Annotated in this window: 13 protein-coding genes and 1 pseudogene; 7 read left to right on the forward strand and 7 right to left on the reverse strand. The window is 68.9% G+C overall.

The window, feature by feature from the left end:
- The first annotated feature begins 27 nt into the window (after window positions 1–27).
- The 3 genes from HFGMBDPB_RS07610 (at window position 28) to HFGMBDPB_RS07620 (ending at window position 3,531) form a co-directional block, all read left to right on the forward strand.
- The gene (locus HFGMBDPB_RS07610) at window positions 28–792 is read left to right on the forward strand and encodes a DeoR/GlpR family DNA-binding transcription regulator (protein ID WP_016452008.1); all 765 of its coding nucleotides are present in this window, start codon (window positions 28–30) and stop codon (window positions 790–792) included.
- 73 nt (window positions 793–865) lie between these two features.
- Window positions 866–2,362, forward strand: coding sequence for a glycerol kinase GlpK (gene glpK, locus HFGMBDPB_RS07615; RefSeq protein WP_212645156.1), 1,497 nt, complete (start codon window positions 866–868; stop codon window positions 2,360–2,362).
- 11 nt (window positions 2,363–2,373) lie between these two features.
- Window positions 2,374–3,531, forward strand: a complete 1,158-nt coding sequence (locus tag HFGMBDPB_RS07620; RefSeq protein ID WP_209799252.1) for an esterase-like activity of phytase family protein — start codon at window positions 2,374–2,376, stop codon at window positions 3,529–3,531.
- A gap of 7 nt (window positions 3,532–3,538) precedes the next feature.
- On the opposite strand, the gene HFGMBDPB_RS07625 is transcribed toward HFGMBDPB_RS07620, so the two are convergent.
- Window positions 3,539–4,234 carry a GntR family transcriptional regulator gene (locus tag HFGMBDPB_RS07625; RefSeq protein WP_016449162.1) on the reverse strand — a complete coding sequence of 232 codons (696 nt, stop codon included), beginning with the start codon at window positions 4,232–4,234 and terminating at the stop codon, window positions 3,539–3,541.
- Between the two features lie 95 nt (window positions 4,235–4,329).
- Between HFGMBDPB_RS07625 and HFGMBDPB_RS07630 the strand changes: the two genes are divergently transcribed.
- The 4 genes and pseudogenes from HFGMBDPB_RS07630 (at window position 4,330) to proC (ending at window position 8,809) form a co-directional block, all read left to right on the forward strand.
- The gene (locus HFGMBDPB_RS07630) at window positions 4,330–6,027 is read left to right on the forward strand and encodes a thiamine pyrophosphate-binding protein (protein ID WP_209799254.1); all 1,698 of its coding nucleotides are present in this window, start codon (window positions 4,330–4,332) and stop codon (window positions 6,025–6,027) included.
- Window positions 6,028–6,092: 65 nt separating this feature from the next.
- Window positions 6,093–7,107, forward strand: a pseudogene (locus tag HFGMBDPB_RS07635) (tripartite tricarboxylate transporter substrate binding protein).
- A gap of 38 nt (window positions 7,108–7,145) precedes the next feature.
- On the forward strand, window positions 7,146–7,937 hold the full coding sequence (locus HFGMBDPB_RS07640; RefSeq protein ID WP_043789168.1) for a VOC family protein: 792 nt from the start codon (window positions 7,146–7,148) through the stop codon (window positions 7,935–7,937).
- Window positions 7,938–7,969: 32 nt separating this feature from the next.
- Complete coding sequence (proC, locus tag HFGMBDPB_RS07645) at window positions 7,970–8,809, forward strand: pyrroline-5-carboxylate reductase (protein WP_046242070.1); 840 nt, start codon at window positions 7,970–7,972, stop codon at window positions 8,807–8,809.
- A 74-nt stretch (window positions 8,810–8,883) separates the two neighbouring features.
- On the opposite strand, the gene ubiA is transcribed toward proC, so the two are convergent.
- The 6 genes from ubiA to recG all read right to left on the reverse strand — a co-directional run bounded on the left by ubiA (window position 8,884) and on the right by recG (window position 16,009).
- Entirely contained in the window at window positions 8,884–9,753 is an 870-nt protein-coding gene (gene ubiA / locus HFGMBDPB_RS07650; RefSeq protein ID WP_016449157.1) for a 4-hydroxybenzoate octaprenyltransferase, read from the reverse strand.
- A 126-nt stretch (window positions 9,754–9,879) separates the two neighbouring features.
- Window positions 9,880–10,677, reverse strand: a complete 798-nt coding sequence (locus HFGMBDPB_RS07655; protein ID WP_016449156.1) for a phosphatase PAP2 family protein — start codon at window positions 10,675–10,677, stop codon at window positions 9,880–9,882.
- A gap of 50 nt (window positions 10,678–10,727) precedes the next feature.
- Window positions 10,728–11,315, reverse strand: a complete 588-nt coding sequence (locus HFGMBDPB_RS07660) for a Dps family protein (RefSeq protein ID WP_016449155.1) — start codon at window positions 11,313–11,315, stop codon at window positions 10,728–10,730.
- Window positions 11,316–11,435: 120 nt separating this feature from the next.
- Window positions 11,436–12,401 carry a LysR substrate-binding domain-containing protein gene (locus HFGMBDPB_RS07665; RefSeq protein WP_016449154.1) on the reverse strand — a complete coding sequence of 322 codons (966 nt, stop codon included), beginning with the start codon at window positions 12,399–12,401 and terminating at the stop codon, window positions 11,436–11,438.
- A gap of 226 nt (window positions 12,402–12,627) precedes the next feature.
- Window positions 12,628–13,401: an MHYT domain-containing protein gene (locus HFGMBDPB_RS07670; RefSeq protein WP_043789162.1), complete on the reverse strand. Its 774-nt coding sequence runs from the start codon at window positions 13,399–13,401 to the stop codon at window positions 12,628–12,630.
- A 343-nt stretch (window positions 13,402–13,744) separates the two neighbouring features.
- Complete coding sequence (gene recG / locus HFGMBDPB_RS07675; RefSeq protein WP_212645157.1) at window positions 13,745–16,009, reverse strand: ATP-dependent DNA helicase RecG; 2,265 nt, start codon at window positions 16,007–16,009, stop codon at window positions 13,745–13,747.
- Window positions 16,010–16,115 lie beyond the last annotated feature (106 nt).

Consider the following 16,115-nt stretch of genomic DNA (forward strand, 5'->3'; position numbering starts at 1 on the left):
CCCGATCGCCCCTCCGATGGATTTGCCGTGAACACCAACCCCCGCCAACTACAGCTGCTGGACGAAGTCCGCAGCCGCCAGTCCACCACGGTGGAGCAGCTGGCCGAGATCCTGGGCGTGACGCTTCAGACCGTGCGCCGCGACATTCAGAAGCTGGCAGATGCCGGGCTGATGGTGCGCTTTCACGGCGGCGTGCGCGTGCCCAGCGCCACGGTCGAGAACCTGGGCCACCCCCAGCGCCAGGTGCTGCATGCCGAAGGCAAGTCGCGCATTGCGCGCGCCGTGGCCGAGGCCATTCCCAACGGCTGCTCGCTGATCCTGAACATCGGCACCACCACCGAGGCCGTGGCCCAGGCCCTGCTCAAGCACCGGGGCCTGCGCGTGATCACCAACAACCTCAACGTGGCGGCCATCCTCAGCTCCAACGCCGACTGCGAAGTCATCGTGGCCGGCGGCGTGGTGCGCACGCGCGACCGGGGCATCGTGGGCGAGGCCGCCGTGGATTTCATACGCCAGTTCAAGGTGGACATCGCCCTGATCGGCATCTCGGCCATCGAGCCCGATGGCAGCCTGCGCGACTTCGACATGCGCGAGGTCAAGGTGGCCCAGACCATCATTGCCCAGTCGCGCGAGGTCTGGCTGGCCGCCGACCACAGCAAGTTCCACCGCCAGGCCATGGTGGAGCTGGCACGCCTGGACCAGATCGACCGCCTGTTCACCGATACCGCGCCCCCTGCGCCCTTCGACGCACTGCTTCGCGAAGCCGAGGTGCAATGCGTGGTGGCGCAATAAGTTTTCCGCAGCCGCTGCGCCACCGCCCGCACAGGACACGCGCACCGGCCCTGCTTTTCCTGGATACCGCACCATGACCTATCTGCTTGCCCTGGACCAGGGCACCTCCAGCTCGCGCAGCATCGTCTTCGACACCCAGGGCCGCATCGTGGCCTCTGCCCAACTGGAGCTGCCGCAGATCTATCCGCGCCCCGGCTGGGTGGAGCACGATCCGCGCGAGATCTGGCGCACCCAGCTGGCCACGGCGCGCGAGGCCCTGACCAAGGCCGGGCTGGCGGCGGCCGACATCCGCGCCCTGGGCATCACCAACCAGCGCGAGACCACCGTGGTCTGGAACCGCGCCACGGGCCAGCCCCTGCACCACGCCATCGTCTGGCAGGACCGCCGCGCCGAGCCGCTGTGCGCCCAGCTGCGCGAGGCCGGCCATGCCGACACCATCCAGCGCAAGACCGGCCTGCTGATCGACGCCTATTTCTCGGGCACCAAGCTGCGCTGGATCCTGGACAACGTCAATGGCGCACGCGCCGCCGCCGAGCGCGGCGAGCTGGCCTTCGGCACCGTGGACAGCTGGCTGATCTGGCAGCTCACGGGAGGACGCCGCCATGTGACCGATGTCTCCAACGCCAGCCGCACCATGCTGTTCAACGTCCACACCAACCAGTGGGACGACGATCTGCTGGCGCTGCTGGAGATTCCGCGCGCGCTGATGCCCGAGGTGCTGCCTTCCGCCGCCGATTTCGGCCGCACGGCAGCCGAGGTGCTGGGCGGCGAGATCGCCATCGGCGGCGTGGCCGGCGACCAGCAAAGCGCCCTCTTCGGCCAGGCCTGCTTTTCCGCCGGCATGGCCAAGAACACCTATGGCACGGGCTGCTTCATGCTCATGCACACGGGCGGCGTGTTCCAGACCTCCGCCAACGGCCTGCTGACCACCGCTGCGGCACAGCCCAGCGCTGCGCCGGCCTATGCGCTGGAAGGCAGCGTCTTCGTGGGCGGCGCCGTGGTCCAGTGGCTGCGCGACGGGCTGCGCGCCATCGAGCACAGCGGCCAGGTGCAGCAACTGGCCGAGAGCGTGCCCGACTCGGGCGGCGTGATGATGGTGCCGGCCTTCACCGGACTGGGCGCCCCCTACTGGAAGCCCGATGCGCGCGGCACCATCACGGGCCTGACGCGCGGCACCACCATGGCCCACATTGCGCGGGCCGCGCTGGAATCCATCGCCTTCCAGAGCGCCGCCCTGCTGCTGGCCATGAGCCGCGATGCGGTGGCCAGCGGCGGCGCGCCGGTGAGCGAACTGCGCGTGGACGGCGGCGCCTGCGTCAACAACCTGCTCATGCAGTTCCAGGCCGACCTGCTGGGCATTCCCGTCGTGCGCCCGGCCTGCGTGGAGACCACGGCCCTGGGCGCTGCCTACCTGGCGGGCCTGTCCTCCGGCGTGTACCAGAGCACCGAGGAACTGTCGGCGCTGTGGAAGGCCGAGCGCCGCTTCGTGCCCACGCTGGACAAGCACCGCGCCGACGAGCTGATGGCGCGCTGGGAGCATGCGGTGGCCCAGACCGCGCTGGCGGCCTGAGGCTGACTGTCTTGCGCCGGCTTGCCAGCCTGGTTGCTTGCGGCCTGTGGCTGGCAGGCTGTGCCGCGCCACCGCAGGCGCTGCCGGTCCCGCAGCCCACCGCCTGCGCACGCCTGCAATGGCTGGGCAGCACCACGATTGCGCGCGATGAGCCCATCCATGGCGCCACCACCGGCGGCATCTCGGGCCTGGACTACGACACGCAGCGCGGCGACTACGTGGCCATCAGCGATGACCGCTCGGCCCGCGGGCCCGCACGCTGGATGCGGCTGCGCATAGAGCCGCTGGACGCCGGCCAGCGCGCCGGCCCCAACCCCTGGCAGGCGCAGGTCACCGAGGTGCACCCGCTGCGGGATACCGAAGGCCACTGGCTGCGCCCGCGCCATGCCGCGCCCGCCACCCAGCCCGTGCCCGACCCCGAAGCCATCCGCCTGCTGCCGGACGGCGGCCTGCTGTGGACCGACGAAGGCGACCCGGGCCGGGGCTTTGGCACCTCGCTGGTGAGGACCGACGCCACGGGCCGCCAGATCGCGCGGTGGTTCTACGCATTCAAGGACAAGGACGGCAGGCCGGGCCTGCGCTCGAACTTCGGCTTCGAGGGGCTGGCCGTCACGCCGGACGGACAGCAGGCCTGGCTGGCCCTGGAGGCGCCGCTGCGCCAGGACGGCCCGCGCGCCAGCGCCGCCACGGCAGGCGCGCCCGTGCGCATCAGCCTGGTCAGCCTGGACGACGGCCGGCTGCTGCGCCAGATCGCCTACCAGCCCGATGCCGTGCCGGCCGCCAGCTGGGCCCTGCCCCAGCGCGAGGTCAACGGCATCAGCGAAATCCTGCCGGACGGTCCCGACCATCTGCTGGTACTGGAGCGCTCCTACAGCCCGGGCCACGGCTTTGGCGCGCGGCTGTACCGCATCGGCCTGCAAGCGCCCGATACGCTGGCCATGGACAGCTTCATGCGCAACCCGCCGCAGGTGGCAGCCAAGCAGCTGATTGCCGACCTGTCCACGGTTCAGCGCGGCCGGCTGGACAACATGGAGGCCATGTCCTGGGGCCCGCCGCTGCCCGATGGCACGCGCGTGCTGGTGTTCGCCAGCGACGACAACTTCAACCCGGCGCAGGCCAACCAGATCCTGGTCACCGCCTACCGGCCCTCGACGCCCTGCGCCCCCTGAAGGCGCTTCAGGGCGTGGCCTGCACCTGCTCCTGCGGCAGGTAGATGCGCGTCAGACCGCGCGCAATCGCCTCCACGATCTGCTCGCGCCGCAGGCCGATGTGCTCGGCCATCAGGCGTTCGCTGGCCTGGGCGTCGCGGTCGCTCAAGGCCTGCAGGATTTCCAGGTGCTCGTGCTGGGTGGAGGCGCGCCCCACGTTCTCCATGTCGATCCACCGGATGAAGCGGATGCGCTCGTTCAGGCTCACCAGCATGCGCCGCAGCTCGGCATTGCCGGCCATGTCGGCAATGCGCAGATGGAATCCCTCGTCCAGGTCCACCAACTGCCGCACCGGCGTATCGGAGGCCACGCGCTGGCTCTGCTCCAGATAGGCCCGCGCCTCGTCGATCTGGGCATCGGTGGCGCGCTCCACGGCCAAGCGCACGCATTCGCGCTCCACGGCCACGCGGGCCTCGTACAGGTCCAGTGACTCCTTCACGTCCAGCTCGCGCCGCATGTAGCCGCGGCTGGCGGGCAGCAGAAAACCGTCGGCCACCAGCCGCGTCAGTGCCTCGCGCACGGGCGTGCGGCTCACGCCCAGGCGCAGCGCCAGTTCGCTCTCGCTCAGGCGCTCGCCCGGTTTGAACTCGTAGGAAATGGCCATGTCACGCAGCGTGCTGTAGACGCTGGAGCCCCGTTCGTGGCGGATGTTGGAGATTTTCATGGCGCCATTGTGCCCTCTGGCGCTTTGGATACTTTTAAGTATACTGAAATGGATTCTTAAAAACCCCTCAGCCAACCTGCCCGGAGACTCCCGACATGACCACCGCTTTCAATGGCGCCGACGCCATGGTCCGCATGCTTCAGCTCAACGGCGTCAAGCACATCTTCGGCCTGTGCGGCGACACCAGCCTGCCCTTCTACGACGCCATGGCGCGGCTGGACCACGGCATGGACCACATCCTCACGCGGGACGAGCGCAGCGCCGGCTACATGGCCGACGCGTATGCGCGCGTCACCGGCAAGGTGGGCGTGTGCGAAGGCCCCAGCGGCGGCGGCGCCACCTACCTGCTGCCCGGCCTGGCCGAGGCCAACGAGTCCTCGGTGCCCGTGCTGGGCATCACCTCGGACGTTTCCGTGGGCGCGCGTGGCAAGTTCCCGCTGACCGAACTGGACCAGCAGGCGCTGTACAGGCCGCTGACCAAGTGGAATACCACCATCGACCGCGTGGACCAGATTCCGCATGCCGTGCGCAGCGCCTTTCGCGCCATGACCACGGGCCGGCCCGGCGCCACCCATATCTGCCTGCCCTACGACGTGCAAAAGCACGCGCTGGATCCGGCCGATGTCTGGGCCCAGCCAGGGCATGGCCACTATCCGGCCTACCGGTCCACGCCCGATCCGGCAGCCGTGGCCGAGGCTGCCGACCGCCTGGTGGCGGCACGCTGCCCCGTGCTGATCTGCGGCGGCGGCGTGCTGATCGCGGGCGCCAGCGCCGCACTGGATGCGCTGGCCACCCTGCTCAATGCGCCCGTGTGCTCCAGCGTCAGCGGCCAGGGCAGCCTGGCGGGCAGCCATCCGCTCAATGCCGGCGTGGTGGGCACCAATGGTGGCGTGGAGGCCACGCGCGCCGTGGTGGCGCAGGCCGATCTGGTGATGTTCATCGGCGCCCGGGCCGGCTCCACCACCACCGAGCACTGGCAGATGCCCTCGCGCAAGGTGACCATCGTCCATCTGGACGTGGACGCCATGACCATAGGCACCAACTACCGCACCGACGTGGCCCTGGTGGGCGACGCCCTGCTGGGCCTGCAGGCGCTGCACGCGGCCGTGCAGCAGCGCATCGCCCGCCGCCCCGCCGATGCCGCGGACGGCGCCGCGCTGGCGGCCACCGCGCGCGCCGCCAAGCAGGCCTTCTTCGCGCCGCTGGCGGCCTCGCTGGAGCGCCCCATCAAGCCCGAGCGCGTGGTGGACACGCTCAACCGCCTGCTGCCCGCGCGCGCCATCGTGGTGGCCGACCCCGGCACGCCCTGCCCCTACTTCACGGCCTATTTCGACGCGCCCCAGGCCGGCCGGCACTTCATCACCAACCGCGCGCACGGGGCGCTGGGATTTGCCATGTCCGCCGGCTTTGGCGCAGCCATCGGCCAGCCCGATTCCGTGGTCGTCGCGGTCATGGGCGACGGCAGTTTCGGCTTCACCTGCGGCGAGCTGGAAACCATCGTGCGCCGCAACGTGCCGCTGAAGATGATCGTGTTCTCCAACAGCGTGTTCGGCTGGATCAAGGCCAGCCAGAAGTCCGGCTACGATGAACGCTACTTCTCCGTCGACTTCAACCGCACCCACCATGCCCGCGTGGCCGAGGCCTTCGGCGTCAAGGCGTGGCGCGTGGAGGACCCGGCAGACCTCGAAGCCGCGCTCAAGGCTGCGCTGATGCACGACGGCCCGGCGCTGGTGGATGTGATCTCGCAAGAGCTCCAGGACACGGCCGTGCCGGTGAGCCAATGGATGGGTTGACGCCAGGCCCCACGCACAGACCCCCTCTCCCCTCTGCCCGTCAATGCGCTTGAAAAGGAGTTTCCATGCCCTGCCGCCCTTCACGCAGCCCTTCACGCAGCCCTTCACGCCACCTCTACCGCCGCCAGCTGCTGCTGGCCATGGCCGCCGCATCCCTGCTGGGGCCGGCGGGCACGGCGTTCGCGCAGGGTGCCGCCCCGCTCAAGCTGGTCATCACCTTCCCGCCAGGGGGCAGCACCGACATCGCCGCGCGCATACTGCAGCCGCGCCTGGGCGAGGTGGCCGGGCGGTCGGTGATCGTCGAGAACCGCCCCGGCGCCGCCAGCCAGATCGCCACCCAGTACGTGGCCAAGTCCGCCCCGGACGGCAACACCCTGCTGTTCAGCTTCGACACCCATGCCATCAATCCCATCGCCAAGTCCCGGCTGCCCTACGACACCTTCAAGGACTTCACGGGCGTGTCGCTGGCGCTGCGCTTTCCGCTGGTGATCGGCGCTTCGGCCTCGGTGCCCGCCAAGGACCTGGCCGGCTTCCTGGAGCTGGCGCCGCAACCCGGGCAAATACAGCTACGCATCGACCGGCCTGGGGTCCATGAACCACCTGGTGATGGAAGACATCAAGCGCCGCTCGGGCACCTACGTGCTGCACGTGCCCTACGGCGGCGGCGGCCCGGCCGTGCAGGCCGTGCTCGGCAATGTGTCCGACCTCACCCTGCTCAGCTACGCGGCGCTGCGCGGCCAGATTTCGGCGGGCAAGATCAAGCCGCTGGCGGTGACCGGCCTCAAGCGCCTGCCCGAGCTGCCCGACGTGCCCACCGTGGCCGAATCGGGCTTTGCGGGCTTCGAGGCCTATTCGTGGATCGGCGTGTTCGCGCCTTCCGCCACGCCGGCCGCCACGGTGCACAAGCTCACCGAAGACTTCCAGGCCACGCTGAACACGCCCGACATCCGCAGCAAGCTCATGCAGTCGGGCTTCGAAGTCATGGCCACGGACGGACCCGCCCTCGACCGCTGGGTGCGCCAGGAATATGAGCGCTGGGGCCGCTTCGTGCGGGACAACAAGATCCAGCTCGAAGACTGAGAATCCGGACGGCACCCCCTTACAACACAGGAGCATTCATGGCACTTCCGCTGGACCACATCGTCATCGCCGTGCAGGACCTCGAGGCCGCCGTGGCGGACTACCGCGCGCTGGGCTTCCAGGTCGCCATCGGCGGCCGCCATCCGGGCCGCACCTCGCACAACGCGCTGGTCGTCTTTGCCGATGGCGCCTACCTGGAGATCATTGCCTGGACCGCACCGGCCCCCGAAGAGCGCTGGTACCGCACGCTGCGCGACCATGGCGAAGGGCTGGTGGACTTCGCCCTGCTGCCCGGCAGCACCTCCCAGGCCCTGGCCGAGGCGCGCGGGCGGGGGCTGGACACCCTGGTCGGCCCCGTGGATGGAGGCCGCGTACGCCCCGACGGCGCGCAACTGCTGTGGCAGACGGCGCGCCACGCCACGCCCGACCTGCCCTTCCTGTGCGGCGACGTCACGCCGCGCGCGCTGCGCGTGCCCGAAGGCAGCGTGCGCGAGCATCCCAACGGCGCGCTGGGTGTGGCCTCGCTGACCGTCGCCGTGCACGATCTGGACGCCAGCCTGGACCGCTACCGGGCGCTGCTGGGCCCGGGCCTGCCGCTGGAGAAGCTGGACAACCAGGGCGCGCGGCTGGCATTGCCGGGGTTCGACCTGCTGCTGCAAGGTGCGCAGGCACTGGCGGCCTGCGACGCACTGCGCCAGCGCCTTGCCACGCGCGGAGAGGGCCCTTGCGCGCTCACCCTGCGCCAGCGGCCCGGCGCCCCGGCACAGCCCCTGGACCTGGCCGCCAGCCATGGCGTGGACATGCGCTGGCACGGTGGGAACACGCTCTAAACTCTTCGTTTTCCTTCTCCACCGCCACCAGCATGAACACCGTTTCCACAGCCTCCCCTGTCATCGCCTTCATCGGTGGCGGCAACATGGCCAGCGCCATCATCGGCGGACTGATCGGCCAGGGCCAATCCGCAGACCGCATCGTCGTCGTCGAACCCTTCGAGGCTGCACGCGACGCGCTGCGCACGAACTTCGGCATCACGGCACATGCCGATGCCGCGGCCGCCGCCAGCGCGCTGGACGGTGCCGGCATCGTGGTCTGGGCCGTCAAGCCCCAGACCTTCAAGGAAGCCGCCCAGGCCGTGGCGCCGCATACCGCCCAGGCCCTGCACCTGAGCGTGGCCGCCGGCATTCCCACGGACGCCATCGCCCAGTGGCTGGGCACGGGCCGTATCGTGCGCGCCATGCCCAACACGCCCGCCCTGGTGGGCAAGGGCATGACGGGCCTGTTCGCATGCGCCCAGGTCGATGCCGCAGGCAAGAGCGCCATCGAGCAGGTGGTGGCCACCACGGGCCAGTTCGTCTGGGTCGACCAGGAAGCGCACCTGGACGCCGTGACCGCCCTGTCGGGCTCGGGCCCGGCCTATGTCTTCCTGTTCCTCGAAGCCATGACACAGGCTGGCGTGGACATGGGCCTCACGGCCGAGCAGTCCTACCGCCTGGGCGTGGCCACCTTCCAGGGCGCCTCGGAGCTGGCCGCCCGCTCCAGCGAAAGCGCCGAGGTGCTGCGCCAGCGCGTCACCAGCAAGGGAGGCACCACCCACGCCGCCATCACGCACCTGCAGGCGCAGCAGGTGCCCGAGCATTTCGTGGCCGCCATGCGGGCGGCGGAAACACGGGCCAAGGAGCTGGCCGCCGAATTCGGCCGCTGAGCCAGGCGCAGCGCGCCCCAGGCACCATGCAAAAGGGAGGCACCGGCCTCCCTTCTTTTTTCAGCGCTGAGCCCTCAGCGCAGCGCAAACCCCAGCGCCACACCCGCGAACAGACTGGCACCGATCCAGTGGCTCTTGCTGAATGCCACGAAGCAGCCTTCGCGCGTGCGGTGGCGGATCAGGGTGAAGTGCCAGATCACCTGGGCCGCAGCCACGGCCAGGCCCAGCCAGAAAGGCCAGGCCAGGCCGAAGGGTGCTAACGCCCAGACCGTGAGCAGGCCGCAGAGCACGAAGAAACCCATGACGGCCACCACGTCGAAGCGGCCCAGGGTGATGGCCGAGGTCTTCATGCCGATCTTGAGGTCATCGTCGCGGTCCACCATGGCGTATTCGGTGTCATAGGCAAGCACCAGGAACATGTTGGCCAGCCACAGAATCCAGGCCGTGGCCGGCACCTGCCCCTGCACGGCGGCGAAGGCGATGACGATGCCGAAATTGAAGGCAATGCCCAGGAAGGCCTGGGGCATGGCGAAGAAGCGCTTGGTGAACGGGTAGAGGATGGTGAACAGCACGGCGGGCACGGACCAGGCCACGGCCTCCCAGCGAGTGGTCAGCACCAGGCCCAGCGAAACCAGGGCCAGGGCCGCGCCCAGCAGCGCGGCCTCCTTCACCGAGACCAGTCCCGAGGTGATGGGGCGCTGCGTGGTGCGCTTGACGTGGCGGTCGAAGTCGCGGTCGGCGATGTCGTTGATGCAGCAGCCGGCGCTGCGCATCAGCACCGTGCCCAGCACGAAGACCACCAGCAGATGCCAGCCCGGAAAGCCGCCCGCCGCCACCCACAGTGCGGCCAGCGTGGGCCAGACCAGGACCAGCCAGCCGGCCGGCCGGTTGAAGCGGACCAGGTCCAGGTAGAGCGACAGTTTGCTGCGCCGGGGCGCAGGCATGGGCGTAGAGGAGGAGGTAGGCATGGCGTCTGGGCGCCGATGGCGGCCGTGGGCCGACCATCGCACGCATCACATTCGAAAATGCCCGCATTGTCGCCGCTGGGCGGGCGGGCTCGGCGGCGCGCCTCAGCCGCGCCTGCCGGCAACGCGGGTTTGCGCCCACTCCACGGCACAGATCACCAGCGCCATCCAGGCCAGGCCCAGCAGCCAGCCAGCCAGCACATCGCTGGCATAGTGCACGCGCAGCACGACGCGGCTGGCCCCCACGCCCAGGGCAACGGCCAGGGCCGCCAGGCCCACGCACCAGCGCCAGGCAGGCCGCAGGTACGGCAGCAGCAGCCAGGCCAGCATCAGATAGAGCACGAAGGTGCCGGCGCTGTGGCCGCTGGGGAAGCTGAAGCCGCCCTCGGGCACCCAGCCGCCCACGGGGCGCGGGCGGCCCACGCTGGTCTTGATGGCGCGTATCCACAGGCCGACTCCCGCCGTGGCCACCACCCAGGCGGCCGCATGCAGCCAGTCGCGGCGCCACAGCAGCAGCGCCAGCACGGCAACAGACAGCGACACCATCCAGCCCACATGGCCCAGCTGGGTGAAGGCGACCACGGGGCGCACCCAGGCATCGGTGGCATGGCCAGCAAGCCACTGGTGCAGGGCATCGTCCAGCACCGGCCAGTCGGTGCAGGAGTCGCAGCCTGCGGGCTGGCCCAGGCCCAGCATGTCGCGCACCATCACGCCCAGGGCCAGCGCGGCCAGCAGGCCCGCCGCCACCAGGCCCTGCCATGCGGCGCGTGGCATCGGCAGGCCTGCATGGCGCAGCCGCGCGGCGGCGGGCAGGCGCAGGTAGAAAAAAAGGCCGCCCAAGGCGGCCAGTACCAGGCACAGGCCGCTCGTGGCGGCGTGTGCGTCAATCCAGGTCCGGAGCATGCGCGGTCATCACTCCCGGGCCGTGGCAGGTGCTTGGGACATGTGCAGCATCACTCTTCAAGCAGGGCACGCAGCATCCAGGCGGTCTGCTCATGCACGGTCAGGCGCTGGGTCAGCAGGTCGGCCGTGGGCTCGTCGCTGGCCTTGTCGGCCAGCGGGAAGAGGCTGCGCGCCGTGCGTGCCACGGCTTCATGGCCTGCCACCAGGATGCGCACCATCTCCAGGGCCTTGGGCGGATCGTGGGGCACGTCGGCCAGGCTGGTGAGCTTGCCGAAGTCGGCATAGGAGCCCGGTGCGAAATGGCCCAGGGCGCGGATGCGCTCGGCGATGGGATCAACGGCGTTCCACAGTTCCGTGTACTGCCCCATGAACATGGTGTGCAGTGTGTTGAACATCGGGCCCGTGACGTTCCAGTGGAAGTTGTGCGTTGTCAGATAGAGCGTGTAGGTGTCGGCCAGCAGGGCCGACAGGCCCTTGGAGATGGCGGCACGGTCCTTGTCGCTGATGCCGATGTGGATGGCGCTGGAGCGCACGGACACCGGTGCGACATCGGCCGTCGCTGCCTGCACGGTCTTGGCGGCCTGCACGGCCTCTGGCTTCTTTGCACCGGACTTGTCTTTGCTGGCATTTTTGGCCATGGGATCCCTTTCAACTTCGTACGGATGGAATATGCCCCGGGCAGACCGCCCGGAGACCGAAAGCAACGATAACGCAAGCGCGGTGGCCCTGGAGGCACGGCCCGCGCAGCGGTGCAGTCATCAGGACAGGCGTTTGACGCCGGGCAAGGCGCAGGCGTAGACCGCGTTGCGCAGGGCGGCGATGGCCTCGTAGCGCGTGAAGCTGCGGCGCCAGGCCAGGACCACGCGGCGCGTGGGCGGGGCCGAGCCGTCGTCCTCGAGGATGGGCAGGTAGCGGATGTGCGGCTCGTCGGTCTTGCGGCGGCGCGCCGTGGTCTCCAGCGCATCGGCGGGCACGGACAGGCGCGGCACCAGGGTCACGCCCATGCCGGCGGCCACCATGTGCTTGATGGTCTCCAGCGACGAACCCTCGAAGGTGCGGCGAATGCCTTCGGCATTGCTGGCATAGCGTGCGAACTCGGGGCAGACCTGGAGCACATGGTCGCGGAAGCAGTGGCCCGAGCCCAGCAGCAGCATGGTCTCGTTCTTGAGATCGCTGGTGGAGACATGGTCCTTCTGGGCCAGCGCATGGGTGCTGGGCACGGCAGCCATGAAGGGCTCGTCATACAGCGGCGCCAGCGCCAGACCGGTGTCGGGGAAGGGCTCGGCGACGATGGCGCAGTCGATCTCGCCCGTGCGCAGCATCTCCAGCAGCTTGATGGTGTAGTTCTCCTGCAGCATCAGCGGCATCTGCGGCGTGCGCAGAATGGAGTTGCGCACCAGATCGGGCAGCAGGTAGGGGCCGATGGTGTAGATCACGCCCAGCGTGAGCACGCCCGACAGCGGGTCCTTGCCGCGCTTGGCGATTTCCTTGATCTCGGCGGCCTGCTCCAGCACGCTTTGCGCCTGCCGGATGATCTCCTCTCCCAGCGACGTGACCGACACTTCGCCGGCGCTGCGCTCGAAGAGCTTGACATCGAGCTCCTCCTCCAGCTTTTTGATCGCCACGGACAACGTGGGCTGGGACACATAACAGGCTTCGGCGGCGCGGCCAAAATGCTTTTCACGTGCCACGGCCACGATGTATTTGAGTTCGGTAAGTGTCATTGGCGAGCTGTGTCTGGGAGGGAACCTCGGGAAATACGATGGTCTTAGACCTGGAACCTGGGCCGAAACCTTTGTGCAACCAGGCCTTGCGGCCCGGTTGCCGGGGTGCTCCCCTCAAAAGTTCCTGTGCAGACTCTAGGATTTGTCCTATTTCGATTGTGCCAGTCCTCGTCCACGCATGACCACTGCGCGCTCCCCGACCTGCCGGCTTTTTGCATTTATCCACCTAGTGCAGCGGCCGGCGCATCCGGTCGCGCTGCTGCATGAGCTGGTCCATGCCTATCAATGCTGCCAGGCCTATGGCCACGATCACGGTAAAGACGGGAAGGTCCAAAGCGCTGATCACGGCAAAACCTTGCGGCCGAGCATACCGCTGTGTCTCGGAAATGCATACAAAGTCTGCTGCGGCCATGCCCGTGTAATGCATGGAGCATACTGCCGCCCCCATCACGGCAGCCGCCAGCGCCCGCATGCCCAGCGAGCCGGTGCGAAACGACAGCCAAAGAGCGGCGCTGGCCGCCACCACGGCAATGGCCACGGACAGCACCACGGTGGGAACGGACCAGACGATGAAGCCCGGAAAGCGCATGCCGTACATGCCCAGGTAATGCATGAAGGCCACGCCCAGGCCCAGCAGGGTGCCGGCGCCCAGCACGCGCAACCCGCTTTCGGGCCGCCGCGCGACAAAGGCCAGCGCCACCGAGGTCGCAGCGACGGCAGCCACCAGGGACACCAGGGTTTCGACCATGGAGTAGCCCGAGCCCATGCCCAGGTTCAGCGCCAGCATGCCCGTGAAATGCATGGACCACACGCCTATGCCGCCCAGCGCCGTGCCGGCCGCCAGCAGATTCAGCCAGCTGATTCCCGTGCGCCCGCGGATGCGCTGCGCCGCCGTGAGGGCCACGAAGGAGCCCAGCACGGCAATGCCATAGGACAGGGCCACCAGGCCCATGCGCCAGGAGGTCTCGACGAGTTCATTCGCTTGAACGGCTTCATTCATGTGGACGGCTCCTCATTCTCAGAAAGATGGGACAACACAAGAGTGATCACGGCCGTCCTCCCCGTGGGGAAGCGTGGGGAGGAGTGGCAGGCCATCCCCTCCCGGATGGACCTACCCTGTTTTTTGCGACTCAATGTACCAAAATGTCACAAATACTCAATGCCGTCGCCGCGCGCAGATGTCACCGCCAGGACCGCATGAAGCGCTCCCTACCGACAGCTACAACGCACACGCAAACCTTGCCTGGCGCGGGCTGCAGGCCTGCGGAGCAGGCCGCCACCGGGCAGCGCCCGTGCGCGTAAAAATACGTAACAGGAACATCCCGCAAGCAGGTGCCGGCCCATCAGGCCTTGAGGAATTCGGCCTTGCCGCCCAACCAGCGGTCCACATGCCGCTGGGCCAGTTGCGGGTGCTGCTCCAGCATGCGAGGCGCCAGCTCGCGGGCCCAGTCGAGCAGCATCAGGTCCTGCTCCAGATCGGCAAAGCGCAGCATGGGAGCGCCTGATTGGCGCGCACCCAGGAATTCGCCCGGACCGCGAATCTCCAGGTCGCGCCGCGCGATCTCGAAGCCGTCGTTGGTTTCGGCCATGGCACGCAGCCGGTCCTTGGCCGTCTCGCCCAGGCGGCCGCTGTCTCCCACCGAATACAGCAGCACGCAGGCCGAAGCTGCAGCGCCCCGTCCCACGCGCCCGCGCAGCTGGTGCAGCTGCGACAGGCCAAAGCGCTCCGCATGCTCGATCACCATGAGCGAAGCGTTGGGCACATCCACGCCCACTTCGATCACCGTGGTGGAGACCAGCACGCCCATGACGCCGGCCGAGAACAGCTCCATCACCGCCTTCTTCTCGGCCGTGGGCATGCGCGAATGCAGCAGGCCGACCATGACATCGGGCAGCATCTCGCTGAGGTAGGCGTGGGTGGCCGTGGCGTTGGACAGGTCCAGCGCCTCGCTTTCCTCGATCAGCGGACACACCCAGTAGACCTGGCGCCCCTGGGCGACCTGGGCGCCGATGCGTTCGATGACTTCGTCCTTGCGGCTGTCGGCAATGAGCTTGGTGACGATGGGCGTACGCCCAGGCGGCAGCTCGTCGATGGTGGAGACATCCAGGTCGGCGTAGTAGCTCATGGCCAGGGTGCGCGGGATCGGGGTGGCGCTCATCATCAGCAGATGGGGCTCCATGCCCGAGGCTGCGAGTTTCTGGCGCAGCGCCAGCCGCTGGGCCACGCCGAAGCGGTGCTGCTCGTCGATGACGGCCAGCGCCAGGTTCTTGAACTCCACCTGGTCCTGGATGACGGCATGCGTGCCCACCACCAGGGCCGCCTCGCCGCTGCGGACCAGCTCCAGCATGGCGGTGCGCTCCTTCTTCTTCTGCGCGCCGGCCAGCCAGGCCACGCGCTTGCCCAGCGGGGCCAGCAGCGGCTCCAGCCAGCCGACCAGCTTGCCGAAATGCTGCTCGGCCAGGATTTCGGTGGGCGCCATCAGCGCGCACTGCCAGCCGGCCTCGATGCAGGCCACGGCCGACAGCGCCGCCACCACCGTCTTGCCCGATCCCACATCGCCCTGCAGCAGCCGGTGCATGGGCATGCGGCGCTCCATGTCGGCGAGGATCTCGCCCACCACGCGCTGCTGGGCACCGGTCAGGCCAAAGGGCAACTGGTCGAGAAACTGGCGCGCCAGTCCCTGGGCGCTGTCCATGGGCAATGCGCGCAGCACGGGCGCCCTGAGCCGCGCGCGCTCGCGCTTGGCCTCGTATTGCGACAGTTGCTGGGCCAGCAGTTCCTCGGCCTTCAGGCGCTGCCAGGCCGGATGCGAATGGTCTTCCAGCGTGGCCAGGGCCACATCGGGCGTGGGATGGTGCAGGAACTGCAGCGCGTCACGCAGGCTGAACAGCGGCGGCAGCCCGCCGTTGCCGTGGAAATGGGCCACGGGCGGGTGCTCTCCTGCGGGCAGCGTATCGGAGAGGTCGGCCCGCAGCATCGCCGTGGCCGCTGCGCGGCGGATATAGGCCTGGGGCAGTCCTGCCGCCACCGGATAGACGGGCGTGAGCGCCGTGGGCAGATCCCCCCCGGCCGCGCGGAACGCGGGGTGCAGCATCTGCCGTCCCCAGAAGCCGCCCTTGACCTCGCCGCGTATGCGCAGCCGCGCGCCCACGGACAGGGTTTTCTGGTGCGAAGGGTAGAAGCTGAAGAAGGTCAGCACGCATTCGGCCGTGCCGTCGTCCACCGTGACCTTGAGCATGCGGCGAGGGCGCAGCTGCACTTCGCTGTGGGTGACCGTGGCCTCGATCTGCACCGTATCGCCTTCGCGCGCATTGCGCAGCGCGGTGATGCGGGTCTCGTCCTCATAGCGCAGCGGCAGGTGCAGCGCCAGGTCGATGTCGCGCACCAGTCCCATTTTCTGCAGCGCCTTCTGCGCGGGACTGGCGGCAGGCCTGGCGGCGGGCTGTGCAGGCGTGGCGGCCTTGTCGCCCGAAGTGGCCGAGGCCTTGCCGGCCTTCCTGGCGCCGCCCTTGCCTGCGCCAGCCTTTGCCTTGCTGGCGCGCGCGGCCTTGCCACCAGGGGCGTCGCGCCCCAGGTCGGGAAAGGCAGAGGAGACGTTCAGGGGCATGGGCTTTCCTGTTTCAGAACATGCGCGTTGGCTGGCAGCATAGTGTATGAATATACAGGTGTAGGCAACACGCCACGTTCATGCCGGCCGGCCCTGCCCAAAGCAC

The sequence above is a fragment of the Delftia sp. PE138 genome (assembly GCF_018320755.1).
GTDB classification, from domain to species: Bacteria; Pseudomonadota; Gammaproteobacteria; order Burkholderiales; family Burkholderiaceae_C; genus Comamonas; species Comamonas tsuruhatensis.